The 23925-nt window shown below is 67.6% G+C and carries 25 protein-coding genes and 1 pseudogene; 8 read left to right on the plus strand and 18 right to left on the minus strand.

Translation table 11 applies throughout. The annotated features are described in order from the left end of the window. Positions 1–147 precede the first annotated feature (147 nt). Both ACFU8W_RS40650 and ACFU8W_RS40655 read right to left on the minus strand, forming a co-directional pair. Complete coding sequence (locus ACFU8W_RS40650; RefSeq protein ID WP_384048896.1) at positions 148–2061, minus strand: propionyl-CoA synthetase; 1914 nt, start codon at positions 2059–2061, stop codon at positions 148–150. A gap of 68 nt (positions 2062–2129) precedes the next feature. Then, positions 2130–2825, minus strand: coding sequence for an acyclic terpene utilization AtuA family protein (locus ACFU8W_RS40655; protein ID WP_384048899.1), 696 nt, complete (start codon positions 2823–2825; stop codon positions 2130–2132). A gap of 81 nt (positions 2826–2906) precedes the next feature. On the opposite strand from ACFU8W_RS40655, the gene ACFU8W_RS40660 reads away from it, so the two are divergent. After that, positions 2907–3323 carry a hypothetical protein gene (locus tag ACFU8W_RS40660; protein WP_384048902.1) on the plus strand — a complete coding sequence of 139 codons (417 nt, stop codon included), beginning with the start codon at positions 2907–2909 and terminating at the stop codon, positions 3321–3323. Here ACFU8W_RS40660 and ACFU8W_RS40665 read toward each other — a convergent pair. The 4 genes from ACFU8W_RS40665 to ACFU8W_RS40680 form a co-directional block, all read right to left on the minus strand. Further along, positions 3215–3733: a DivIVA domain-containing protein gene (locus ACFU8W_RS40665; RefSeq protein ID WP_384048905.1), complete on the minus strand. Its 519-nt coding sequence runs from the start codon at positions 3731–3733 to the stop codon at positions 3215–3217. The genes ACFU8W_RS40660 and ACFU8W_RS40665 overlap by 109 nt on opposite strands. A 58-nt stretch (positions 3734–3791) precedes the next feature. After that, on the minus strand, positions 3792–4898 hold the full coding sequence (locus ACFU8W_RS40670) for a globin domain-containing protein (protein WP_384048908.1): 1107 nt from the start codon (positions 4896–4898) through the stop codon (positions 3792–3794). Positions 4899–4999: 101 nt separating this feature from the next. Continuing rightward, the gene (locus tag ACFU8W_RS40675) at positions 5000–5413 is read right to left on the minus strand and encodes a globin family protein (protein WP_384048911.1); all 414 of its coding nucleotides are present in this window, start codon (positions 5411–5413) and stop codon (positions 5000–5002) included. A gap of 198 nt (positions 5414–5611) precedes the next feature. Beyond that, positions 5612–6073 (minus strand): MarR family winged helix-turn-helix transcriptional regulator, encoded by a 462-nt coding sequence (locus tag ACFU8W_RS40680; RefSeq protein WP_384048914.1) that lies wholly within the window; start codon positions 6071–6073, stop codon positions 5612–5614. Positions 6074–6138: 65 nt separating this feature from the next. Between ACFU8W_RS40680 and ACFU8W_RS40685 the strand changes: the two genes are divergently transcribed. Further along, complete coding sequence (locus tag ACFU8W_RS40685; protein WP_384048917.1) at positions 6139–6507, plus strand: VOC family protein; 369 nt, start codon at positions 6139–6141, stop codon at positions 6505–6507. A gap of 88 nt (positions 6508–6595) precedes the next feature. On the opposite strand, the gene ACFU8W_RS40690 is transcribed toward ACFU8W_RS40685, so the two are convergent. From ACFU8W_RS40690 to ACFU8W_RS40715, 6 genes and pseudogenes are all read right to left on the minus strand, one after another. Continuing rightward, a complete protein-coding gene (locus tag ACFU8W_RS40690; protein ID WP_384049037.1) occupies positions 6596–7444 on the minus strand; it encodes an ISAs1 family transposase in 849 nt (282 codons plus the stop codon). Then, complete coding sequence (locus ACFU8W_RS40695; protein WP_384048920.1) at positions 7444–7866, minus strand: transposase family protein; 423 nt, start codon at positions 7864–7866, stop codon at positions 7444–7446. The genes ACFU8W_RS40690 and ACFU8W_RS40695 overlap by 1 nt, the downstream gene beginning before the upstream one ends. A gap of 220 nt (positions 7867–8086) precedes the next feature. Beyond that, positions 8087–8543: pseudogene (locus ACFU8W_RS40700) on the minus strand (IS5 family transposase); the annotation flags it as partial. Positions 8544–8643: 100 nt separating this feature from the next. Continuing rightward, positions 8644–9645 carry a ribokinase gene (locus tag ACFU8W_RS40705; protein ID WP_384048923.1) on the minus strand — a complete coding sequence of 334 codons (1002 nt, stop codon included), beginning with the start codon at positions 9643–9645 and terminating at the stop codon, positions 8644–8646. 395 nt (positions 9646–10040) lie between these two features. Continuing rightward, on the minus strand, positions 10041–11471 hold the full coding sequence (locus tag ACFU8W_RS40710) for an MFS transporter (RefSeq protein ID WP_384048926.1): 1431 nt from the start codon (positions 11469–11471) through the stop codon (positions 10041–10043). After that, a complete protein-coding gene (locus tag ACFU8W_RS40715) occupies positions 11468–12454 on the minus strand; it encodes a nucleoside hydrolase (RefSeq protein ID WP_384048929.1) in 987 nt (328 codons plus the stop codon). Before ACFU8W_RS40715 ends, ACFU8W_RS40710 begins: the two co-directional genes overlap by 4 nt. A 169-nt stretch (positions 12455–12623) precedes the next feature. Here ACFU8W_RS40715 and ACFU8W_RS40720 point away from each other — a divergent pair, with 169 nt between their 5' ends. Continuing rightward, complete coding sequence (locus ACFU8W_RS40720; RefSeq protein WP_384048931.1) at positions 12624–13673, plus strand: LacI family DNA-binding transcriptional regulator; 1050 nt, start codon at positions 12624–12626, stop codon at positions 13671–13673. 431 nt (positions 13674–14104) lie between these two features. Here ACFU8W_RS40720 and ACFU8W_RS40725 read toward each other — a convergent pair whose 3' ends face one another. Together ACFU8W_RS40725 and ACFU8W_RS40730 are read right to left on the minus strand one after the other, a co-directional pair. Next, on the minus strand, positions 14105–14779 hold the full coding sequence (locus ACFU8W_RS40725; protein WP_384048934.1) for a response regulator: 675 nt from the start codon (positions 14777–14779) through the stop codon (positions 14105–14107). Beyond that, the gene (locus ACFU8W_RS40730) at positions 14776–16422 is read right to left on the minus strand and encodes an ATP-binding protein (RefSeq protein ID WP_376667585.1); all 1647 of its coding nucleotides are present in this window, start codon (positions 16420–16422) and stop codon (positions 14776–14778) included. The genes ACFU8W_RS40725 and ACFU8W_RS40730 overlap by 4 nt, the downstream gene beginning before the upstream one ends. A 97-nt stretch (positions 16423–16519) precedes the next feature. Between ACFU8W_RS40730 and ACFU8W_RS40735 the strand changes: the two genes are divergently transcribed. The 5 genes from ACFU8W_RS40735 to ACFU8W_RS40755 all read left to right on the plus strand — a co-directional run bounded on the left by ACFU8W_RS40735 (position 16520) and on the right by ACFU8W_RS40755 (position 21166). Then, positions 16520–17524, plus strand: coding sequence for a Bug family tripartite tricarboxylate transporter substrate binding protein (locus tag ACFU8W_RS40735; RefSeq protein ID WP_384048937.1), 1005 nt, complete (start codon positions 16520–16522; stop codon positions 17522–17524). Then, on the plus strand, positions 17521–18054 hold the full coding sequence (locus ACFU8W_RS40740) for a tripartite tricarboxylate transporter TctB family protein (RefSeq protein ID WP_384048940.1): 534 nt from the start codon (positions 17521–17523) through the stop codon (positions 18052–18054). Before ACFU8W_RS40735 ends, ACFU8W_RS40740 begins: the two co-directional genes overlap by 4 nt. Then, positions 18054–19544 (plus strand): tripartite tricarboxylate transporter permease, encoded by a 1491-nt coding sequence (locus ACFU8W_RS40745; protein WP_384048943.1) that lies wholly within the window; start codon positions 18054–18056, stop codon positions 19542–19544. The genes ACFU8W_RS40740 and ACFU8W_RS40745 overlap by 1 nt, the downstream gene beginning before the upstream one ends. Positions 19545–19564: 20 nt before the next feature. Further along, the gene (locus tag ACFU8W_RS40750) at positions 19565–19960 is read left to right on the plus strand and encodes a universal stress protein (protein ID WP_384048946.1); all 396 of its coding nucleotides are present in this window, start codon (positions 19565–19567) and stop codon (positions 19958–19960) included. Between the two features lie 78 nt (positions 19961–20038). Next, on the plus strand, positions 20039–21166 hold the full coding sequence (locus ACFU8W_RS40755) for a DUF475 domain-containing protein (protein ID WP_384048949.1): 1128 nt from the start codon (positions 20039–20041) through the stop codon (positions 21164–21166). Positions 21167–21420: 254 nt separating this feature from the next. Here ACFU8W_RS40755 and ACFU8W_RS40760 read toward each other — a convergent pair whose 3' ends face one another. From ACFU8W_RS40760 to ACFU8W_RS40775, 4 genes are all read right to left on the minus strand, one after another. Next, a complete protein-coding gene (locus ACFU8W_RS40760; RefSeq protein ID WP_384048951.1) occupies positions 21421–22104 on the minus strand; it encodes a hypothetical protein in 684 nt (227 codons plus the stop codon). 864 nt (positions 22105–22968) lie between these two features. Continuing rightward, a complete protein-coding gene (locus ACFU8W_RS40765; RefSeq protein ID WP_384048954.1) occupies positions 22969–23400 on the minus strand; it encodes a protein-tyrosine phosphatase family protein in 432 nt (143 codons plus the stop codon). Next, positions 23397–23597, minus strand: a complete 201-nt coding sequence (locus tag ACFU8W_RS40770) for a hypothetical protein (protein WP_384048957.1) — start codon at positions 23595–23597, stop codon at positions 23397–23399. Before ACFU8W_RS40770 ends, ACFU8W_RS40765 begins: the two co-directional genes overlap by 4 nt. 11 nt (positions 23598–23608) lie before the next feature. Continuing rightward, positions 23609–23902, minus strand: a complete 294-nt coding sequence (locus ACFU8W_RS40775; RefSeq protein ID WP_384048959.1) for a hypothetical protein — start codon at positions 23900–23902, stop codon at positions 23609–23611. Positions 23903–23925: the final 23 nt, after the last annotated feature.

The following is a 23925-nucleotide window of genomic DNA, read 5'->3' on the forward strand; positions in this document are numbered from 1 at the left end:
CCCGCTTGAGATCAGCTAGACGAACCGCCGGATGCGGGCCCGCATGTCCGGTGGTGTGGGGGGCGGGCCGGGAGAACCGGCTCGCCTACCCGATAGCTTGACGAGCCCGACCCTCATGGGCAGGTAGGGGATGACTGAGCGGTGTTGTCACGCTCGCTCTGAACGTAGGACTGGGCGGAGGGTGTCGAGCACCGAGGCATCGTCGATGGTGGAGGGCACCGGCTCGTCGAGGCCGTCGGCGATGTTGCGCATGGTCTTGCGCAGGATCTTCCCGGAGCGGGTCTTGGGCAGCGCCGGGACGATCGCGACCTCCTTGAGCGAAGCCACGGCACCGACCTGATCGCGCACCATCTGGACCAGCTCGGCGCGCAGCGTGTCCTCGTAGCCCTCCGCGGAGGCCCCTTCGCGATCCATCACACCGGTCTTGAGCACCACGAACCCGCGCGGGATCTGGCCTTTCATCTGGTCGGCAACGCCGATGACCGCGCACTCGGCCACATCGGGGTGGCTGGCGAGGACCTCCTCCATCCCTCCGGTCGAGAGGCGGTGCCCGGCAACGTTGATGACGTCGTCGGTGCGACCCATGACGAACACGTAGCCGTCCTCGTCGATCCGGCCACCGTCGCCGGTGAGGTAGTAGCCCTCGAAGGCCGACATGTAGGACTTCACGAACCGCTCGTCGTCGTTCCACAGGGTCGGGAACGCGCCCGGCGGGAGTGGCAGCTTGGCGACGATCGCGCCTTCCTCGCCAGCCGGGACCCGGCGGCCGTCGATGTCGAGGACCTGGATGTCCCAGCCCGGCAACGGGCGCGTCGGCGAGCCGGGCTTGATCTCGAGCAGCTCGATGCCAGCCGGGTTCGCGACGATCGGCCACCCGGTCTCGGTCTGCCACCAGTGGTCGATCACCGGGATGCCCAGCAGCTCCGACGCCCAGCGGTAGGTCTCCGGGTCGAGACGCTCCCCGGCCAGGAACAGGTACTGCAACCCGGACAGGTCGTACTTCTTCGCGTAGTCGCCCTCCGGGTCCTCCTTCTTCAAGGCCCGGAACGCCGTCGGCGCGGTGAACATGCTGCGCACGCCGTACTCGGACATGACCCGCCAGAACTGCCCGGCGTCCGGGGTGCCGACTGGCTTGCCCTCGTAGAGCACCGTGGTCGCCCCGGCCAGCAGCGGCGCGTAGACGATGTAGGAGTGCCCGACGACCCAGCCGACGTCGGACGCGGTGAAGATTGTCTGGCCGGGACCGACGTCGTAGACGTTGAGCATCGACCAGGCCAGCGCGGTCGCGTACCCACCACCGTCGCGGACCACGCCCTTGGGCTTGCCCGTGGTGCCGGAGGTGTAGAGCACGTAGAGGGGGTCGGTCGACTTCACCGGCACCGGATCCGCGGGGGAGGCCTTCCCGACGGCGTCGGCCCAGTCCACGTCGTCCGGGCCCATCACGGCCTCGGCCTGCGGACGCTGCAGGATGACCTGCTTCTCGGGCTTGTGCGCCGACAGCTCGATGGCCTTGTTCAGCAGCGGCCTGTACTCGATGACCCGCTTGCCCTCGATCCCACACGAGGCCGACACGACGACCTTCGGCGCGGCGTCGTCGATCCGGACCGCGAGCTCCTTGGCCGCGAACCCGCCGAACACCACCGAGTGCACCGCGCCGAGACGGGCGCAGGCGAGCATCGCGATCGCGGCCTCGGGGACCATCGGCATGTAGATCACCACGCGGTCCCCGGGCCCGACGCCGAGATCGCGCAGCACCCCCGCGAAGGTGGCGACCTCGTCGCGCAGCCGGGTGTAGGTGTAGGTCCGCTTGGTGCCGGTGACCGGAGAGTCGTAGATCAGCGCGGCCTGGTCGCCGCGCCCGGCATTGACGTGCCGGTCCAGCGCGTTGTGCGCGACGTTGATCTCCCCGTCCGGGAACCAGCGGTAGAAGGGCGGGTTCGAGTTGTCGAGGGCCTGCGTCGGTGCCTTGTGCCAGTCGAGCGCTTCCGCCGCCCGCAGCCAGAACCCCTCCCGGTCCTCCACGCTGGCCCGGAAAACGTCTTCGTACGCCTTCGCATTCATCGTGTGACCCCCAGTATTGCGATGCCGCTAGTCGGATCGTCGGTTGTTGCGTTGCCGGTGGCCCTTCCTCAGCCGGAGGCCGATGGACGAAGGGCACTTCTTAGCGCTTGTGCAAGGTCACCTCGCAGGGGACGTGCTGGCGCGGGATGAGACACGAGTTGAGCCCGACGATCGGCGAGACCCTCCCACTGGAAGAGGCTGTCGCCCGCTTCCCCGTTGCCGCCAGCCCGTTCACGGCGAGGGGATCGACTTCGAGTCTGAGCTTCTGAGCCGCAGCACGTTAGGTCGTCACCCACGGGATCGAGCCAGCCCTGGTTGGTGACGATCCGGACCCCGTGGGCCCTGGCCAGCAGGGGCCGCATCCGCGTCACGAGGTAGGGCGCGTAGGCGGGGGTGCCGGGGTTCTCCGCAAGGCTGACCTGAGCCATGCTCATGATCACCTCGGACGTCGAGTCGACGCAGAGGTAGTCCAGGTCACCTCGGGTCACCAGGTCGAGGGCGGCGTCGAGGCGGTCGCGAGACCAGCCTGTACCTGAACCGAGCCGGACGGTGGAGGAGATCGCGGAGTGGGTCACACACCCACCTCCTGCCCGCCACGACCGACGTAGCCGACGAGGACTGGATCGGTACCGTCCGCACGAGTGACGAGAGTACGTGCCCGGACTCCTCGATGGCGATGGTCCGGGACCGGCCGCCCTCGAGGACCTCCTCGAGTACGAACTCGAGGGCGCCGATGCCGGGCACCTCGTAGCGGGTGATCGCACCCTTTGTGATGGGGCCGCAGACGGCCCGCACCGACGGCGGGGAGCCGGTGGCGGGTCTGCTGAGATCTGGCAACGCGGGCAGTGACACCGCCGCCACGACGCCCCCTGCCCACCGCGGACCGCGTCGCCGGACTGCTGCTGATCCTCTACGCACAGAAGATCGCGACCATTCGCCAACTCACCGTCGACAACGTCGGCGTCTCCTGTGAGACCGTCGAGATCACCTTCGGAACCTCGCCTGTCATCCTCCCGGCGCAGCTGGCCGCCCTGGTCCGTGAGCTTGTCGCGACCCGACGTGGCAAGGCCAGGATCGGCACCCCGGACGACGTCCCCCGGCTCTTCCCCGGAGGACACCCGCTGGCCCGGCGCCTGTTCGCGGTGTGCGCCGGTCAGGTGCCGTCTGGGGTGGCGGGTGCGGCCGGGGAGGAGGTGGCGGGGCGCTTGGTGTCGTACTGGTCCGCGGTGACGGTCAGCGACTGTGCGATCTGGCGCAGGTAGGTGATGAGCCGCTCGGTCTCCTCCTGGTCGCTTTCGTTCGCCTGGGTGGCCTGTTCCCACCTCTGTTGCAAGATCGCCTCGGCCTGCGCTCTGGCGGCCCGCACCATGTTGCGGGCCTGATCGCGGGCCGCGGAGACGGTCTGCTCGGCCGACTGCTGGGCGCGGGCCTGCTGAAGTACGGCGTCCACGGTCGGCACCCCCGTGGGGCCGCTGCCGTCGCCGATGTTGTTCGCCCGGATCCAGTCCCGGTGTCGCTGCATGTCCCCCCGGAGCCGGTCGTTCTCCTCCATGAGCTCGGTCAGCACCTGGGAGCAGCGTCGCAGGGCGTCGTGCACCGCATCTTCGTTGTAGCCACGACGGGTCAGGGGGGCGCGGGGGAAGGTCATCGACCGCAGTGCCTCGGGTGTCACCCGGGGCTCCCGTGGCTCCTGTGGCTGGTGGGCTCCTGTCTCGTTCACGTGTCTCCGATCACCGAGCGTCTTCATAGTGCAGCAGGTCGTGGGCAATGCCTGCGTCCGCCAGTTCGCGCACTGTCGCAGAGACCATGGCCGACGAGCCGCAGATGTAGAAGGAGCATCCACTCCACGCGGCGGAGCGCAGGACCGGGCCGGCGAGACTGCGGTTGTCGAAGGTGCCGGCATCGGCACCGACCAGCGGTGTGACGCGAAGCCACGGGTGGGCCTGGGCCAGTTGCCTGAGCGCGGGAAGGTCGTACAGGCCGTGGTTGTCGCGTGCCCCGACGAACAGGTCGACCCGGCGATGCGGACCTTGCTGGGCGAGCTCTTCGACCAGGGCGCGCAGCGGGGCCAGACCGGTGCCCCCGGCGATCAGCACCAGATCCCGGCCCCGGGACGCCCGGAGGGTGAGCCTGCCACCGATCGGGGCCCCCAGGCGCAGTACGTCACCTTGGCGCAGCCCGTACACCAGGGCCGGGCTGACCAGGCCGCCGTCGACGGCGCGTACATGGAACTCGATGGTCCCGTCGGCACGTTGTGCGTTGGCCGGGGTGTAGGGCCGCCAGGTGCTCGGCAGCACCGGGGTCTCCACCATGACGGACTGCCCGGCCAGGTACGCCATCGGCTGGTCCAGACGCAGCGTCAGCACCGCGAGATCGAAGCCGCGTTGCTCGTGTCGCACCACCTGGGCGTTCCACCAGGCCGGATTCGCCACGCTGTCGGCTTCGGCGGCCTGAATCATGGTGCGAGCCACCAGGGAGTAGGCATCGGTCCAGCCACGCTGGAGTTCCGGGGTCCACGCCTCGCCCAGGAAGTAGGCCAGCGTGGCCAGCAGCGCCTGTCCCACCGCCTCGTAGTGCTGAGCGACCACCTGGAACCTGCGGTGGTCGCGGCCCAGTTGCTGAACAAACGGAAGGAGTCGGTCCGGGTCGTCCGCCTCCGCGACGATCCGGCCCAGGGCGGCGACGAGCCGGTCGCGCTGCGCACCCATGGCCACCGGGAACATCGGCCGGACCTCCGGCGCGATGAGGAACAAGTAGGAGTAGAAGTACCGTGGCACCTCGTCCCCAGATTTGCCGACGAGAGCGAAGGAATCTCTCAGCGCCTGGGAATCGCTCACGTCCGCCCTCCGGTTGCTGACATTGGGGCTGACATCAGGGGTGACCTCCAAAGATCGGGAGCCGTTCGGCGCCTCGTCCCAGGAGCCGAACGGCGACTGGGTCAGTTCGGTGCTGACTCGCCGGCCGCGACCATCGTGCTGCTGATCACGCCGTAGACCGCCGTCCATGACTCCTCGACGGCAGGTGTCCACGCATCGCCCGCGAAGTGGCGCAGGGCCGCGATCAGGCTGGCCCCCACGGCCGGATAGTGCTCGGCCAGCGCGCCGTATCCCGCATGGCGCCGCCCCAGGTTCTGCAGCATGCCTATGAGCGTGTCGGTGTTCTCCAGGTTGGCGACCAGTGCGCCCAGCGCCGCCCACAGGCGGTCGCGCTGCTCGTCGAGGTGAGCCGCGAACAGGGGGCGCACACTGGGGTGATGGGCGAACAGGTGGTCGTAGAAGTACTCGGTCACCTGTGAGCCGTACGGCTGAACAGCTGCGAAGCTGCTCCGGATCAATGAGAAGTCAGCGCTCATGGCGGCCGACTGTAGTCAGCGGAGTTCTATTCGAACAAGTTGGGTCCGCGATGAACCGATCTGCGGAGACGCCGCCGACTTGCCTGGACAATCCCTGTGCGCGCGCTATGGGTTCAGTCGAAACTCCGGAGGATTCGCATATGTATCGACCCGCCCCCCAGGGCCAGGGACACGGCAAAGTCGTAAATTCCGGAGCAGTTACGTCGCCGATTCGGGCGGTTCTTTCAGTGAGGCGATGCACGTAGTGAGCAGGCGCCGCATCTGATCTTGTTCGTTGGCATCCAGATTGGCCAGCATGTCTTGCTCGACGCGGCGAACCGCGGCGCTGGCCATCTCGAGCTGGCGGCGCCCGCGGGCGGTCAGCTCGGTGGGCAGGGCCCTGCCCACGGGTGCCCGCGCTGGGCGGATGACGAGTCCCTGACGTTCGAGGGCCTGCAGGAGCACATTCATCGACTGCCGGGTGACGAAGGCGCCGCGGGCAAGCTCGGAGTTCGACAGACCCGGTCGCTGGGCGAGCAGCTCCAGGCAGGAGTAGTGGGTGATCGTCATGCCAAGCGGACTCAGCACGGCCTCCAGGGCGGAGTGCAGAGCGCTCGCGGCCGCCTTCAGCATGTACCCCAGCGATGTGTCCAGCTCGATTCCGGGCTCACCTTGACTCATGTCAGCAGTCTGACATACATTCCGGTATGTCAGAAGACTGACATACCCATGAGGAGGTAAGAATCGTGGCCGTTACCGGACCCGACTTCATTTCACTGCAGGTGCGCGACCTGGAGCGCTCTGCCGTTTTCTACGAGCAGTACCTGGGGCTGAAGCGCTCTGACGCAGGACCGCCGCACGCTGTCGTGTTCGACACCAAGCCGATCGCGTTCGCTGTCCGCGACGTCGTCGCGGACGTCGACCTGGACGCGATCGCGCAGCCGGGCCAGGGGATGGCGCTGTGGCTGCACGCCCCCGACGCGCAGGACATCCACGACGCCCTCGCCGCCGCCGGCACGACGATCGTCTCAGCGCCCGTCGACGGGCCGTTCGGCCGCACTTTCACGTTCGCGGACCCTGACGGCTACCAGGTGACCCTCCACGACCGCGGCTGAGCCGGGCGGCCTGGTCTCCGGCGCAGCAGGCGCCCTGAGCGGGCTTCTCACAACGGCAGGCCAGCCGCCAGGGACACGGCAAAGCCGCTCATGCAGTTTGAAGCAGCTTTAGCGTTCGCTGCGGGTCGCGGGCGTGGTGGCGGTTAGCGGCGGCGATGTTGGCCTGGCCGTCCAAGCGCAGCAGGCTGATGGCCAGGCTCCGCAGCGAGGCCATTACACGGGGCGCGCTTCCTGTCCTGACCAGCGATTTATCCTCCTGATAAGTCACGTCGCGGACCCAGTGAAGCCGGTTTTCTATCTCCCAGTGGCCGCGGACCCAGGCCGCCAGGGTGGCGGGATCGGCGCCGCGGTCGCTGGTAATGAGGTACACGACCTCGACGGTCTTCTTGCCTTTCTTCGTGACCGTGCGGCGGACCTGCGCGACCTGGGCGGCGCCGGCGAACTCGATCCAGGCCGGCGCTAGCACGGCCTTGATCGTGCGGCGGGCCCGGCGGCCGTGGCCCGTGCTCACGGCCGAGGTCGCGGGGATCGCGGTCCAGGGCAGCTTCTTCAGCTGCTTGTACAGGGTCGGCATGTTGGCCTTGACGGTCATCACGTAGTCGGCGTGCCGGCCGGTGATGGCCTGCGCGGTGTCGCTCTGCGTGTGCAGGGCGTCGACCGTGATAACCGCCCCGGCCAGGTCAGTGAACGCTTTCAGTAGTTCCCGGACGGCAGGGATCTCATTGGACTTCGCGTCCACGGCGACCTGGCCGAGGACCGCGTCGATACCGTGCGCCAGGGCCGCGACTAAGGGCTGTCCCGTAATCCCTGGCGGAACAGCGCGCGGCGTCAGATGCGGTGTATCGCAAGGCGGAGGAGCGTCCTCATACTGGGCGTATTCGGTCGTTCCGACAACGCAGCGAGGTGCCGTAGCTGTCGTCGTGCGCCCGCCAAGGATTACGGGACAGCCCTTAGGTGCGGGGCTTTCCCTTCCCTGTTCCGGGCGCCGCGGACGGCCTTGCCGTCGACCGCGATTACCAGCCGGCCGTCGGCTTGCGTCGCCCTGGTGTGAAGCCAGGCGCCAATGACCTGGTCGAGCACCTCCGCGCTGATCAGCGCGAACGCGCGCCGGAACGTGGACTCCTCCGCTGGCCCGCGGACCGCTCCGAGCCCGGCCAGCACGTCGGCCCCGGCATCGGCGGCCCACTGGCCGATCGCGGCGAACGACCTTGAGCCCGCGGTCACCGCCGCGATGCCGACGGCAAGCAGCCCAGCCAGCGAGTGCCGCCGCCCGCGTCTCTTCCGCGGATCCGGGAGCTGGGCAAGGAGATCAAGAAGGTGCTGGCTGCGGGCAGTAGCCCTCAGGGAGGAAGATGGCATGAACGGGCGGGCGTCCTTCGTGGCAGACGACGGTGAGTGTGAGAGCTTCCATCGTTCCGCCTGGGCCCCGCCCGCCACCCTCAGACCCGCCGGGCACATCGCGGCAGTTATGACACCGCAGGTCACGGCCTAACTTCATGACTTTGCCGGGCCCCTGCCCCCAGGGCGGCGCCGGCCAGGCAAGTCCACTGAAGACTTCGGATATTTCTTACTGCCCCATTCAGAATGAGGTCCGGAGTCCTCTCAAGCAGATGATGCTGCAGGCGAGTTGGAGCAGACCGAGGTGGAAGGCGGCACGTATCTCGTAGCGGATCCGCAGGCGTTTGAACTGGTGGAGCCAGGCGAAGGTGCGCTCGACGACCCAGCGGGTCTTGCCCAGTCCGGAGCCGTGGGCTGTGCCCTTGCGTGCGGTCTTCGGCGTGATGCCGCGGGCCCGGGAGAACACGGCGGTACTTGTCGTAGTCGTAGCCGCGGTCGGCGTACAGCCGGCCCGGCCGGTGACGCGGACGACCCCGGACACCGCGAATGCGGGATATCGCGTCCAGCAGCGGCATCAGCTGGGTGACGTCATGACGGTTTCCGCCGGTCAGCGAGATCGCCAGCAGTGTTCCGTGCCGGTCGGTGATCAGGTGGTGCTTGCGGCCCGGACGCGCGCGGTCGACCGGCGAGGGTCCGGTGTGAGCACTTCAACGCACCGTGATCCGCGAAGACACGCACCTCGACCAGACCGATCTGTGCCCGCAACCTTCGTTCCTGGGTGTCGGGTCAACGGCCGAATCAGTGTGCCGAGGCGGCGGCATCGTCATGGTCGAGTGAGTCGAGCAAGGCTTGCAGTTCGGCGCTGGTCGGGTAGGAGTCCTGGGCTCCGCGGCGGGTGGCGGCGTAGGCGGCGACCGCTGCTGCCGTGTGCGCGGCGTCGACGACGGTACGGCCGTCGGCAAGGCCCGCGAGTACCGCCCCGAGGAAGGCGTCCCCGCAGCCGGTGGTGTCGACGGCGCTGACGGTGATCGGCGCGATGCGGACGGCGTGGGCCTGGGCGTCGGGGCCGGTGCCGTCGGCATGGTTCAGCACCATGGCGCCGCGGGCTCCTGCGGTCACCACCGTGTGGCGGATACCGAAGCGTTCGAGCAGCACGCGGCAGATGTCTTCCCACGACTTTGCCGCCAGGTCGCCTCCCACCATGTCGGCGAGTTCGAGTTCGTTGAGCACGAGGAGGTCGACCATGGCCAGCAGGTCAGGATGCGGTGTGCGATAAGGCGAGGGGTTGAGCACGACCCGGCCTCCGGAGCTGTGGGCGATCCGAGCCGCGGTGAGGAGCACCCGGTCGTCGACTTCGAAGGCGAGGCCGAGTACCGCTGCCTGGGCGATGGTCTCTCGGGCAAGTTCGATGTCCCGGTCGCACAGGACGCCGTTGGCTCCCGGGGAGACGACGATGGTGTTCTCGCCTTCGTGGTCGATGGTGATCAACGCCGTGCCGGTGGCGACGTCCGCGAAGGACTGCACCCGGGAGGTGTCGATGCCTTCCCGTTCGAGCGCGCCGCGCAGGATGCCGCCGTGCTCGTCGCGGCCGACCGCGCCCACCATGCTCACGGATGCGCCGATGCGGGACGCGGCCACTGCCTGGTTGGCCGACTTGCCGCCGGAACCGATCACCAGCCCGCCGCCGCGGACGGTCTGTCCCGGCTGGGGCAGGTGCTCCGTGGCGACACTCAGGTCTGCGTTGATGGAACCGACCACACATACGGTGTCCGTGCGGTGGGGAGAGGCTGTCGTGTCCATGTGATTGTGTTTTCCGTTCGATCAGTGCGATGGGTGCCGGGTAGCACGCCGGTTTCCGCGGGCTGCTCTGCGAGCGCCCCCTGGACCAGCCCGTGCATCACCTGGGTGAGCGCCCTCAGGCCCCGTCCATGACCTCGTTCTTGGAGAACTCGCGTTCGCAGTGGCGGATGTCGAAGTCGCTGACATTGACCTGGATTCCGCTCCCGGGCCGACAGCTCGATCTGCCTGCGGAGCGAGCTGTCGGCCCTCAGACGGTTTCCCGCTGTCGGAGCGAAGATCGGTCGGCATCTGCACCCTGCGCGCCACCACGATCGGTGCGTCGGGCTCGACGGGCGTCCGGCCGTTCGAGGGTCAGAAGCGTCGGATCCGCGTGGGCGAGCCGACGGTGCTGCCGGTCAGCGCGGCACCTCGGCTTCCACCGGGCGCGGGATGAGGAACGACACGGCAAGTGCCGCGAGAGTGACGAGGAAGCCGGCCAGGACGACGATCTGGTACGAGGTCCGGGTGTCGCCGAGCGACTCTGTGGCCTGGCGGACTGCGGGCAGGACGAGGAAGCTCAGGCCGGCGCCGAGGTTGAACGCACCGGCGTTCATGCCCGGCAGAAAGCCGGGGTTGGCCTTCGGGGAGAGGACGATACCGAGCCCGTTGAGCATGATGTTCGCGGTTCCCGCGTACGCGATGCCCAGGAGTGCTGTGCCCGCCACCATGACGGGAAGGCTCGCCAGGCCCAGGAACGCGATGACCGCGAGCGCCACGAGACTTCCGAGCAGACCGATCCGCAGCATTTTTCCGTAACCGAGCACGGGGGCGAGGCGGCCGCTGAACGGGCCGGCCGCCCAGCCGAGCAGGGCGTAGGGGGTGAGGATGATCAAAGACATTTCCGTGGGGCCGACCGCGAAGCCGGGCGCGGCAGCCTGAACATAGGCGGGCACGATCCCGTTGATCACCGCGAAGATGCCGGTCATGGTCATCACGGTCGTCAGCAGCGGAGCCCACGTCGCGCGCTGGCGGAGGTGCACGATCTCGACCATGGGCTGGGCCGCCCGCTTCTCCACCGCCCAGAAGCCCGCGAAGGCCGCGACGCCAAGGGCGGCCAGCAGTACCGAGACGAGGAGAGTGCCGCTGTCGAACGCGGCGACGAGACCGGCCGCCTGGTTGAGCGCGACAAGAACGGCGCCGACGGCGACGACGATGCAGAACACCCCGGCCCAGTCCATCGATGTGCCGGCTCCCGGGCGGGTCTCAGGTGCCTTGGCCGCGACGAGGACGGCGGCGACGACGGCGAGGACCATCATGATCCAGAAGAGGCTGCGGAAGCCGAAGTGCTCGGTGAAGTAGCCGCCGACGAACGAGTCAATCCCGGCCACGCCCCCGTTGACGGCGGTGATGACACCCAGGAGCGCCCCGTAGCGGCGCGGATCCGCCGTGGCAGAGCGGAGCATCATGAGGCACAGCGGGACCGTAGGTCCGGACACACCCTGGATGATGCGCCCCACGAAGAGCCAGCTCACGTCGGGGGCCAGCGCAGCGATCATGGAGCCCGCGGCCATGAGTACCATCATCGCGACGAGGACGCGCTTGCGGCCCACGATGTCGCTCAGCCGCGGCAGGAACAGGGAGAAGAGCGCTGCAGCCGTGAAGAACCATGTCTGGGACAGGTCGATCACGGCCTGGTCGGTGTGCAGCTCGCGCGCCATCGACACCAGTGCGGGGCTGAGCATCGATGCATTCAGCTGGAAGGCCACGCACGCTGCAAGGAGCGCTACGGTCAGGACGCCGGTTCTCGTAACCGACGTTTCGATACTTGGGCTCGTCTGCACGCTCATCCTGCAGACACCTCCGAGGACGGCTCGCCGATGTTCCTCACGGCGTCGACGACGAGGTCCCAGAACCTCTCACGGTCCAGCTCGACGGCCACCGAGGTGTTGCAGTTCTCCGGCGCCGGGGAACGGAAGTCGGCGACGGTCATGCCGAGGGTGAGTGTGCCGGTGAGTTCGATGTCCACGGGGACGCGCCTGGTGGTCATGACCGTGGGGTCGATGACGTAGGCGACGGCGCACGGATCGTGCACGGGCGGGTGGTCGAAGCCCTGAGCGTCCTTGTACGTCGCCGCGAAGAAGTCCATCAGCTCGACGACGAACTTCGCAGGACCCGTGCCGATCGCGGCGAAGCGCTCGACGACATCCGGCGTCGCGAGGGCCTGATGGGTGAGGTCGAGGCCCACCATGACGACAGGCCAGGACTCGTTGAAGACGATGTGAGCGGCCTCGGGGTCGATCTTGATGTTGAACTCCGCGACGGCGCTCCAGTTGCCCACGTGGTATCCGCCCCCCATCAGGACGACCTCGCGGACCCGCTCGACGATCCGCGGCTCCTTCCGGGCGGCCATCGCGATATTCGTCAGTCCCGCCGTGGGGACGAGGGTCACGGTTCCGGGCTCATGGGCCATGACCGTGTCGATGATGAGGTCGACGGCGTGACGCGGATCGAGCTCGAACGCCGGCTTGCGAAGGTCGGGCCCGTCGAGACCCGAATCGCCGTGGATGTCCGGCGCGATCTCGATCGGGCGGACCAGGGGGCGGGAACAGCCGGCCGCGAAGGGGACCCCGGTGATACCGGCGACGGCAGCCACGGACAGTGCGTTGCGTGTGACCTTCTCCAGTGTCTGGTTGCCGACCACGGTCGTCACGGCAAGCAGCTCGATGTTCGGGTTTCCGTGGGCCAGAAGGAGGGCCACTGCGTCATCGTGGCCGGGGTCGCAATCAAGGATGATCTTGCGCGGACTGGATTCATGTGGGGAAAGGGACATGGCGGGGCTCCGCGTCGTCGGGAACTGGGGCTGCTGCAGGCGGCCGGGGGGATCACACGACTGTGACACCGGCAAAGATTCACGTCAAGCGTTTGACGTCAAGCGTTTGACGTCAAGCGTTTCACCCCATGGTGAGGCTGGGCAGGACGCCCCCAGTACAATGCGGCACATGGATACGGCCGACGGCAGTCCGCTTGCCCGCCCCGCAGGCTCCCGGCGCGTGACGGCAGCGATGGTCGCGCGCGAGGCGGGGGTCTCGACCGCCACCGTCTCACTCGTGGTCAGCGGCAAAGCGCGCGGGCGTGTCTCTGCCGCGAACCAGGAGAAGGTCGAGAACGCAGTCGCACGCCTGGGCTACGTGGTGGACACTGCCGGCAGCTCCCTCTCCAAGGGGTTCAGCCCCGTGGTCGTACTCATCGCAACGGACATCACCAACCCCTTCTACGCCGAGCTGATCTCCGCCGCCCGTGCGGCGCTCGGCGATCGGTACGAGCTGTTGTTGTCCGTGAGCGACCCCGGCAGCCCGACCGACCCCGCGAGCATCCCCCGCCTGATCTCGCAGCGCCCAGCAGGCTTCCTCATCGACGCCCCGAACGCGGAGCTGGTCGCGAGCCTTCCCGCCGGAACACGGGCCGTTCTGCTGGACGCCCCGGGGCTCAGCACCACCTGGCCCACCGTCAACCTCGACGTAGCGGGCGGCGCAGCCGAGTTGGCCCGTCATCTCGCGGACCTCGGCCACCGGCGCGTCGCCTACCTCGACAGCGTCGTCGAGGTGGAGACCTTCCGGGTACGGCGCGAGGCGTTTTGCGACACGGCAGCGGATCTGGGGCTCGAGGCCTGCTATCAGGCCAGCTCGCTCACCGCTGTCGACGATGCCGCCAGTGTCTTCGCCAGAGTCTGGCCCGCGTGGCAGGCGGCCGGCATCAGCGCGGTGGTCGGCTGCACCGACACCCACGCATACGGGATCCTTGCAGCCGCCCGCGTGGCCGGCGTGAGTGTCCCCGATGCACTCGCCGTCGCCGGCTTCGACGACCTCCCGTATTCGCGCCACATGAGCCCGAGCCTTACAAGCGTGAGCCTCCCCGCCCGCGAACTCGGCGACGCGGCGGGCAGGGCTCTGCGCGCGATCATCGACGGCGGGGACCCCGGAGACCACCAAGTCATGCTGACAAGCAGACTCATCCGCCGGGACTCGACCGTACCGGCGCCAACCCGCTGACGGGACTCACTCCCGCTCGCTACAACTCACGTCAACGCAGCAAACCAACAGCAGCTCGCAACCCCACCTGGGGATATAGGCGAACCCACGCGAGTCAGTAGTCCTGGGCGTGAAGCCGGCCGGCTTCGTCAGCGAGACGATCGCCCTGGACGAGGTCGAGGCGGCGTTCGAGAAGATGCACCGCGGTGAGGCCCTGCGTTCGGTGGCGCTCCTGTGACGGCGCGGAACAGTCGCCCCGGAAACGACGGAACGCCCGCCTGGGGACCCGGCAACCTGTCGCGGAAGTGGAACGGGTCCGCGGGCCCAGACCGCTGGGGTGTGCCGCATCTTCCAAGCTCACGTCGCGTTGCCCTCACTGCTCCCCATGCCTTCGCTGCTGTGTGAGTGGGGGAGGGATTGGCCCCATGGCGGCCGGACCGGCAAGAGCGAACTCAGGCGCGCCAACCGTAGCGGCGCTCGGGTCTGCCGGCGGCTCCGTACCGCAAGGACACCTCGGCGCGGCCGGTGTCGTTGAAGTATTCGAGGTAACGGCGGGCGCTGACCCGGGAGATGCCGGTCAGGGCCGCACACTCGGCGGCGGACAGCGTTCCGTCGGTACCGCGCAGTGTGCGTTCGATCAGCTCTGCGGTCTCCACGCTCATGCCCTTCGGCAGTGCGACACTCGACGCCGACAAGCCGGCCCCGGTCAGTACCCGGTCCACGTCGGCCTGACCTCTGACGACTGTGGTGAGCAGGCTGTTGCGCTGGGCGGCGTACCGTACGAGGCGGGGACGCAGGTCTTCGAAGTCGAACGGCTTCAGCAGGTAGTTGACCACGCCCTGGCGGACGGAGCGGCGGACCACGTCGGTCTCGCGCGAGGCGCTGATCACCATGACGTCACAGTCGTGCCCGGCGGTCCGCAGGCGTGGAATGACGTCCAGGCCGAACATGTCCGGAAGGTAGAGGTCGAGCAGGACCAGGTCGGGGCGCAGCTCGCCGACGGCCGTGATCGCCTGCTCGCCGGTGTTCGCCGTGCCGACGACCCGGAAGGGCTCGACGCGGTCGACGAAGTTCTGGTGGACACTTGCCACCATGAAGTCGTCGTCGACGACCAGTACGTCGATCATCGGGAGGCTCCTTCCGGTACCGCGCCGGCCAGGTTGCCGACGGACATCCTCGCGGTGAACATGGCGCCGTCGGGCGTGTTGGTCACCGCGACCTCGCCGCCGCGGCGCTCGCAGACCAGCCGGGTGAGCGCCAGCCCGATACCGCGATCCCCCTCCTGGGCAGCCTTCGTGGTGAAGCCGTGCAAGAAGACTTCCTGGGCGAGCTCGGGCGCCACGCCGGGGCCTGAGTCGCGCACCACGATCTCCACGCTGGATGCGTCCTGCCGCAATTCGACCTCCACCCAGGCATCGTGGCCGTCGTCGCCCGCCGTCGCGGCGTCGACGGCGTTGTCGACGAGGTTGCCGATCACTGTCGCCACGTCCACCGAGTCCTCCGGCGCCAGCCGGTCGAGCGCCGTATGCTCCGAGACGCGCAGCACGACCTTCCGTTCGGCCGCGAGCGAGGACTTCGCCATCAACAGAGCGCTGACGGCCATGTCGCGAACCCGCCTGGTCAGGGTCGTGTCCAGCGAATGGCGGTGTCGGCTCAGCGCGCGGACGTACTGCACCACCTCGTCGTGCTTACCGATCTGGATCAGCCCGGAAATCGTGTGGAGCTGATTGGTGAACTCGTGGGCCTGCGCGCGCAGTAGCTCGGCGGAGCTGCGGAACGATCCGATCTCGCGTTCCAGTTGCGCCAGTTCGGTACGGTCCCGCAAGGTCGTGACCGAGCCGAGCTGGCGGCCGTCCTTGGTGACGGTCATCCGGTTCATCACCAGAACCCGACTCCGGCGTATGACGACTTCGTCACGACGCTCGGCTGTGTCACTGGGGGATCCGGCGAGTACGTCGTGCAGTCGGCCCTCGATCCGGAGGTCGGTCAGGCTCATCCCCACACAGTGCTCGGGCAGATCGAGCAACCGCCTGCCGACCTCGTTCACCAGGGTGAGCCGCAACTGCGGGTCGAGGGCGATCACGCCTTCTGCGATCCCGTACAGCATTGCCTCGCGGTGCTCGGCGAGCCCTGCGATCTCGCGTGGCTCCAACCCGAGGGTCTGGCGTTTGGTACGCCGGGCCAGCAGCCACGATCCGATCAGGCCGAGTCCGCTCGCAATGCCGAGGTAGGCGAGCAGATACGATGACGCGCCATTCAGCCGCTGCCAGACCGTCGGTGACGCCTCACCGATCATCACCGTGCCGAGATGTCGGCCGAGGTTGGGTTGAGCCGCTTTGAGCACCGGCACCTGGGCCACCAGCTCGTGGGCACCGTCCAGGACCAGCTTGCCTGACCAGCCGCGGGCCTGGGCGACGCCGGGGCCGAGCGGCAACCTGGTACCGATCGCTGTGGGATTCGTGGAGCTGACAATCCTGCCGCTGCTGTCGGCGACCGTCACGGACGTGACACCCGACTGGGTCAGCGTGGTCTGGACGAGCGGGGCGAGCGTCTCACCCGACGCCGGCCGGCCGAGCTGGCTGGACATCAAGGGGTTGCCGGCCAGCTGCTCGGCCAGCGCGGTGACCCGGCGTCCTTCGACCCGGTTGAAGGTCGCTTCCGACTGGGCCAGTGAGACGGCGGCGACCGCCAGCAGCACCACCACGACGATGGCGAGCTGGAGTACCAACAGCTCGCCCGCGAGGGTATGGCGGCGAAAAGTTACGACCACAATTAACTCAATCTTCAATGCTGACACAACACAGACGTGGCGTCTGCCGAGTCGCACAATCATGGCGTCCGACTGCCGGAAGTGAAAGAGACAAGCCATGAGAACTCGCAGAGCTGCTGTCGTCAGTGCGCTGGCCGCCATGTCCATGCTCGCGGTAGGCGCCTGCGGCGCCACCGCGGAGAAGAAGGAGGGGACGGGCAAGAGCGACGAGCCCGTCACCGGCCTGCGGATCATGGTCCCCAACACCCCGGGCGGTGGGTATGACACCACGGCGCGGACGGCGGCCAAGGTGATGGAGGACACCAAGATCGCGTCCGGAATTCAAGTGTTCAATCTTCCGGGCGCCGGCGGCACGGTCGGTCTGCAGCGCACCGTGAACGAAAAGGGCAACGGCAAGCTCACGATGCAGATGGGGCTGGGAGTCGTCGGTGCTGCGTACGCCTCGAAGTCGAAGGCGACGCTCTCCCAGACCACGCCGATCGCCAAGTTGATGGAGGAAGCGGGCGCGATTGTCGTGCCCAAGAGCTCTCCGTACAAGACGATCGACGATCTCGTCACCGCCTGGAAGAAGAACCCCAAGAGCATCGCTGTCGGGGGCGGCTCCTCGCCCGGCGGACCTGACCACCTGCTTCCGATGCAGCTCGCCAAGACGGTCGGCATCGACCCGAAGAAGGTCAACTACATCGGCTACGACGGCGGTGGTGAGCTGCTTCCGGCGATCCTCGGCAACAAGATCGCCTTCGGTGCCAGCGGTTTCGGCGAGTTCCTCGACCAGATCGAGGCGGGTCAGGTGCGGGTGCTCGCGGTGACCAGCGAGAAGCCGATCGACGCCCTCAAGGATGCCCCGACACTGAAGTCTTCGGGTATCGACATGGTCTTCACCAACTGGCGCGGAATCGTCGCCCCGCCCGGCATCAGCGACGCCGACAAGAAGGTCTGGATCGACTCGCTGACCGCGATGCACGGCTCCAAGGAGTGGAAGGCTGAGCTGACCAAGCACGGCTGGACCGACGCGTTCACCACAGGCGACGAGTTCGCCACCTACCTGACGGAACAGGACAAGGCCGTTGCCGGCATCCTCGCAGAGCTCGGCCTGGCATGAGCCTGGACGTCGATGAGCGCACCGACTCGGGTTCCCGCCGGCCCTCGGGCTCGGACCGCGCACAGTACGGTGTGTGCGCGTTCCTCGCCCTGCTGGGCGTACTGGTGATCGTCGATGCCACTGGGATCGCACACACGACGAGCAGCACCGACCCGATCGGGCCGCGCACGGTACCGGTGCTCCTCGGCGTACTGCTCGTCGTGATCGCCCTGGTGTACACCGTCGACGTCGCGCGGGGCGGCCGTGCCGAACCGGAGGCCGGCGAAGACGTCGACCTGACGAATCCGATCGACTGGCGCACAGTGCTGCTGTTGATCGGCGCGTTCGTCGTCAATGCGGTGTTGATCGAACCCCTCGGCTGGGTGATCAGCGGGGCCCTCCTGTTCTGGGGAACAGCCTTCGCCCTGGGCAACCGGCACTACCTGCGCAATCTGGCGATCGCGGTAGCGCTGTCGCTGATCACCTTCTACGCCTTCGCGATCGGGCTCGGCGTCAATCTCCCGGCCGGCGTGCTGCAAGGAATCCTGTAATGGACAACCTGAATCATCTGCTCGAGGGGTTCGCGCACGTCGTCACCCCGATGAACCTTCTGCTGGCGTTGATCGGCGTCACGATCGGCACGGCGGTCGGGGTCCTGCCCGGCATCGGCCCGGCCATGACCGTGGCCCTGCTACTGCCGGTGACGTACGGAATGGAGCCGACCCAGGCATTCATCATGTTCGCCGGCATCTTCTACGGAGGCATGTACGGCGGTTCGACCACCTCGATCCTGCTGAATACGCCAGGCGAATCGTCCTCGGTCGTCACGGCCATCGAGGGCAACAAGATGGCCAAGGCCGGCCGGGCGGCGCAGGCGCTCGCCACCGCGGCGATCGGATCCTTCGTCGCCGGAACGATCGGCACTCTGCTGCTGGTGCTCGTTGCCCCGCTCGTGGTGGACTTCGCGATCGGCCTCGGCGCACCGGACTACTTCGCGATCATGCTGCTGTCCTTCATCGCGGTCACCGCAGTACTCGGCTCGTCGCGCATCCGCGGGTTCGCCTCGCTGCTCGTCGGCCTGGTGATCGGGATTGTCGGAATCGACTCGGTCTCCGGGCAGCAGCGGCTCACCTTCGGCGTCCCCCAGCTCGCCGACGGCATTGATGTGGTGGTGGTCGCCGTCGGCATCTTCGCCGTCGGCGAAGCCCTCTGGGTTGCGGCGCATCTGCGGCGTAAGCCCGCAGGGGTGATTCCCGTCGGCGTGCCGTGGATGGGCCGGGAGGACTGGAAACGGTCCTGGAAGCCATGGCTGCGCGGCACCGTCTTCGGCTTTCCCTTCGGGGCCATGCCGGCCGGTGGCGCGGAGATCCCGACGTTCCTGTCGTACGCCACAGAGAAAAAGCTGACCAAGCACCCAGAGCAGTTCGGCAAGGGGGCGATCGAGGGAGTTGCCGGCCCGGAGGCAGCGAACAACGCGTCCGCGGCGGGCACCCTGGTGCCGATGCTCGCCATCGGGCTGCCGACGAACGCGACCGCCGCGGTCATGCTCGCGGCATTCCAGTCGTACGGCATCCAGCCCGGCCCTCTGCTGTTCGAGCGCGAGTCGGGGCTTGTCTGGGCGCTGATTGCCAGCCTGTTCATCGGCAATCTGCTGCTGCTCCTGCTGAATCTTCCGCTTGCGCCGGCCTGGGCCAGGCTGCTGCGGATACCGCGCCCCTATCTGTACGCGGGGATTGTGTTCTTCGCGTCGATGGGTGCCTACGCGGTCAACGCCCAGCCCTTGGACCTGTTCCTGCTCCTGACGCTGGGGCTGATCGGTTTCGGGATGCGGAGATTCGGGCTGCCGGTGCTGCCGCTGATTGTCGGCGTGATCCTCGGCCCCCGCGCGGAACTGCAGGGCCGGCGATCGCTTCAGCTGTCGGGCGGCGAACTGTCCGGTCTGCTGGGCGGACCGGTGTCCTATGTGATCTACGCGGTGATCGTGCTCGTACTGGCCTGGCCGCTGGTCCGCCGGCACATCGTGCGTCCGTTCGTTCAGTAACGGGCCTGAAAGGGGCAGTCATGACGGTACTGGTTGGATATGTGCCCTCGCCGGAAGGAGAGGCGGCCCTGCGCGCGGGAGTCGACGAGGCCCGCACCCGGGGCGAGAACCTGCTGGTGATGAATGCCTCGCGAGGAGACGCGTACGTCGACCGCGGCTTCGCACAGCAGAAAGACCTCGACCATGTCCGACGGGACCTGACCGAGCTGGGTGTCGACTTCGACATACGCCAGGTGGTCGGCGGGCGCGATGCTGCCGAGGAGATCGTCGAGCTGGCGGGGTCGCCCGAGGTCTCCCTGGTGGTGATCGGGCTGAGGCACCGCAGCGCGGTCGGCAAGCTCCTCCTGGGATCCTCGGCGCAGCGGATCCTCCTGGATTCGCCGTGTCCGGTCCTCGCGGTGAAAGCAGATTCCTGACATTCCGTCGCCTCGGGGTGCGTCCTGGCCAACCATGCACGAGTTCGTCAGCGCCCCCCTCTACACGATTGGGTACCAGTGGTTCTGAAAACCTTCGGCTGGTCGTTCGCTGTCACCGCACTCGGTCTGGTCGCAGCGGTGCTCTACGGCGGGTGGACCGCGTTCGGGGTCGTCTTGATCCTGTCCATCCTCGAGATCTCGCTGTCCTTCGACAACGCGGTGGTCAACGCCGGAGTCCTGAAGAAGATGAGTGCCTTCTGGCAGAAGATCTTCCTCACGGTTGGTGTGCTCATCGCTGTGTTCGGTATGCGGCTGGTCTTCCCCGTCGTGATCGTCGCCGTCAGCGCGAAGATGGGGCCCATCGAAGCGGTCGACCTGGCATTGAACGATGCCGAGCGCTACGAACAGTTGGTCACCGACGCGCATCCGTCGATCGCGGCCTTCGGCGGGATGTTCCTGTTCATGATCTTCCTCGACTTCGTCTTCGAGGAGCGTGACATCAGGTGGCTGGCCTGGCTGGAGCGGCCGCTGGCCAAACTCGGCAAAATCGACATGCTGTCGGTCTGCATCGCCCTGATCGTGCTGCTCATCAGCTCGATGACCTTCGCGGTCAACGCCCACCAGCACGCCGGGCACGCGGACAAGGCTCAGACCGTGCTGATCTCCGGTATCGCCGGTCTGATCACGTATCTGGTCGTCGGGGGCCTCTCCGGCTTCTTCGAGAACAGGCTCGAGGAGGAAGAGGAGCGAGAACACGAGGCCGAGGAAAAGGCGAAGAAGGCGGGCAAGCCCGTCCCGGCCGTCGTGATGGTCGGCAAGGCCGCGTTCTTTCTGTTCCTCTACCTCGAAGTCCTCGACGCGTCCTTCTCCTTCGACGGCGTCATCGGCGCCTTCGCCATCACCAACGACATCGTACCGATGGCGCTCGGTCTCGGCATCGGCGCCATGTACGTCCGCTCTCTCACGGTCTACCTCGTCCGCCAAGGCACCCTGGACGACTACGTCTACCTGGAGCACGGCGCGCACTACGCGATCGGCGCGCTCGCCGTGATCCTGCTCGTCACCATCCAGTACCAGATCAATGAGATCATCACGGGTCTGGTCGGCGTGGTGCTGATCGGCTGGTCGTTCTGGTCCTCGGTGCGGCGCAACAAGGCGCTCGCCGCAGAGGAGTTGCAGCCGCAGGAAGCTCTCACCGGGGTGTGACCCAGACAAGCCTTAGGAACCGGTCACGGTCGCGTTGAGGGCTTCACTTGGCTGCTGAGCCGAGACTCCTCAGGTGGAACCTGGTCCAGAGAGTTGGATCCAAGGATCTTGGTGCCGGTTCCGAGGGCGCAGGCAACTGCGTGGGGAGGCCCACTCCCGCACCGTCGAACACCAGCCGGATCGCTGCACGAGGTTTCGGCCGGGCGTCACCGGGCTGCCCCTGGTGGCGGTGAGTTGGGCGCTCCTGCGGGTGCTCAGCCGGCCACTGCCTCCTGCTGAGGCTCGACGGCAGCAGGCTCCGAGACGTCCGTCGTGGTGTAGAAGACGGACGAGCCCTGCTTGCTGCGCTGAGCCTGGCTCTTGGCGACCAGCCCTTCGAGGGTGGTACGCACAACGGTGGTCTTGACGCCGCGGTCAGGGTGGGCCTGCGTGAGCGCGGCGGAGATTTCGGCGGCGGAACGCGGCTCGCTCTGCTGCTCCAGGTGACCGCGGATCAGGTTGACGAGGGTCGGCTTGGCGTCTGTCTTGGGTGCCTTCGCGGACGGTGCCTTCACGGATGAGGCCTTCGCGGACGGTGCCTTCGCGGACGAGGCCTTTGCGGATGAGACCTTGGAGGCGCTCTTCTTGGATGCCGTCGCCTTGGCACTCGTGGCGGCCGCCTTCTTCGGCTTGCTCTGCTGGGGTTCGGCCGTGGCCTGGCGCGGAACGGCCGGCGTGGCCGTGGTGTCTGCCTCGCCGACGGGGCTCGCGCCGCCGAGCGCCTCCTGGATGTTCACCAGCACGGAGTGGTCGTGCTGCAGGGCACCCAACTGCTCCTGCAGCGCCTCGATTTCCCCGCCGATACGCTCCTGCTCCTTGACATTGCGCTCAAGGTCACCCGTCACCTGGGCGATGTACTGCGACGTCAGTCCTGTGGTGTGGGCCTGAATTTCAGACATGTCATGGGCCTTTCTGCAGCTCGCGGGTACGGCTGTGAAAACCACGAACCCGGTCCACGAGCGGGTGGAGGCAGGTGCTCCGTCTGCGCTGACTGGGACACCCGCAGGGCAAAACTGCCGCAATGTGCAGCAGTGTCTAGAGATAGTACTCACGAGTAGAGCCCTGATGTGCCAGTCGAGTGATGTCTCACTCTTTACTTTAGGGTGAGGAACCAGCAAATGCGGGGCATCCAACGATGACACTGACCGGGGCACTGTCACTGCTGATGCGCCGTGCGGCCTGTGGGTGCCGACGATCCTGTCACCTGTGCTGAGCTGCGGCCTCAGGGTCACGACGTGATCACTTCGAGGGTGTTCGCAAGCCCGTCGACGCACGCTTGGGCATCGTGACGTTCCGTCTGGTCTACCGACTCGGCTGCTCGGCTGGCTGCGCCTGCTGGCCCGCTCCTCCGCGGCCAAGGATGTCGAGATACTGGTGCTCCCGCACCAGCCGGCCGTCCTGCAGCGCAGCGGCCCCAAGTCGGCCTTCACCCGCAGGGACCGCGCCGTGCTCGCCGCCCTGCTCCGATTGCTGAGCAAGCGTCACCGTTCGGCGCTGAAGTTGCTGGCACCCCGCGTACCGTGCTGCGCCGGCACGCGAGGCCCTCGACCACGCCCCGATCCTGGGCGAGGACCACGCCAGGAAAGTCCTGACCGACTAGCCAGGACCACTACACCGGACATCGGCCGCACCGATCCCGGCAGCAGCTACCGCCCAGCGCGACCGAGCAGCCCGCAATCGTGTACGGCCTCGATGACCGAAGGCTGCTCCGCACCTGGGTCCTCGGCGGCATCATCAACGAGTATCGAGCCCTACAGGGTGGGTCAGTCGGCGAAGCGGCGGACGTAGCGTTTCTGCCAGGGGGTTTCGACGGCGTGGTGGTCGTAGTTCTGGCGTACGAAGTCCACTGCGTGACCGGCTGGGACTCCGTCCAGGACAGCGAGGCAGGCCAGGGCTGTGCCGGTGCGGCCACGGCCGCCGGCGCAGGCGATCTCGACGCGTTCGACAGCGGCACGAGCCCAGGCCTCACCGAGGATGGCTTGGGCCTGGGTGTGGCTGCTTGGCAGCCAGAAGTCCGGCCAGCGCAGCCACTGGACTTCCCAGGGTGCCTCGGGGGGCTGCTTGCCGAGCAGATGGACGGCGTAGGCAGGCGTCGGACCGGCCGGGACTGGCCGGCGAAGCCCGCGGCCACGGACCAGACGCCCGGAGGGAAGCCGCAGCACGCCAGGGTCAGTGACGCTCCATGTCGCGGTCACCCCTGCCGGGCCCACTGGTACTCCGAGATCGTGTCGACGAAGAAGCTCTCCTCGCCCTGCGCGGACGGCTGGGCCTCGCGCTGCCGCTGGAGCGTCACCACATCGGCCAAGCCAGTCTCCACCGGCTGCCGAGCAGGGACCGTCTCGGCTGCCGACGGCGGGACGAGCGTCAGGACGCGAGTTTCAGAATCTGTCACGAGGCGGCAGATTACAGCAGCCACACGCAGATGCCGCAAGCTGCTCGCAGATTCCTGGAGAGCACGAAGCGGCGTTCGGACAGGCCATTGACCTGCTGAGATGCACCAACACTCGCAGACAGCGCCACGAACCAGAACCGGTCCGCGGGCTTGTAGCGGACCGGTCCCTTCAACTGCTCGCGCAGCACGGCGTTCTCGTGTCGCAGCACGAGCAGCTCGGCGTCCTCGGAGGTGTTGCGGCGCAGCAGCACCGCCGGCTCGGACAGCAACTTCCGAGTCACCTTGTACACCAGCGAAACGATCACGCAGAGATGGTGCCAGGGCGCAC

It is taken from the genome of Streptomyces sp. NPDC057565 (assembly GCF_042801455.1).
GTDB classification, from domain to species: domain Bacteria; phylum Actinomycetota; class Actinomycetes; order Streptomycetales; family Streptomycetaceae; genus Streptomyces; species Streptomyces yanii.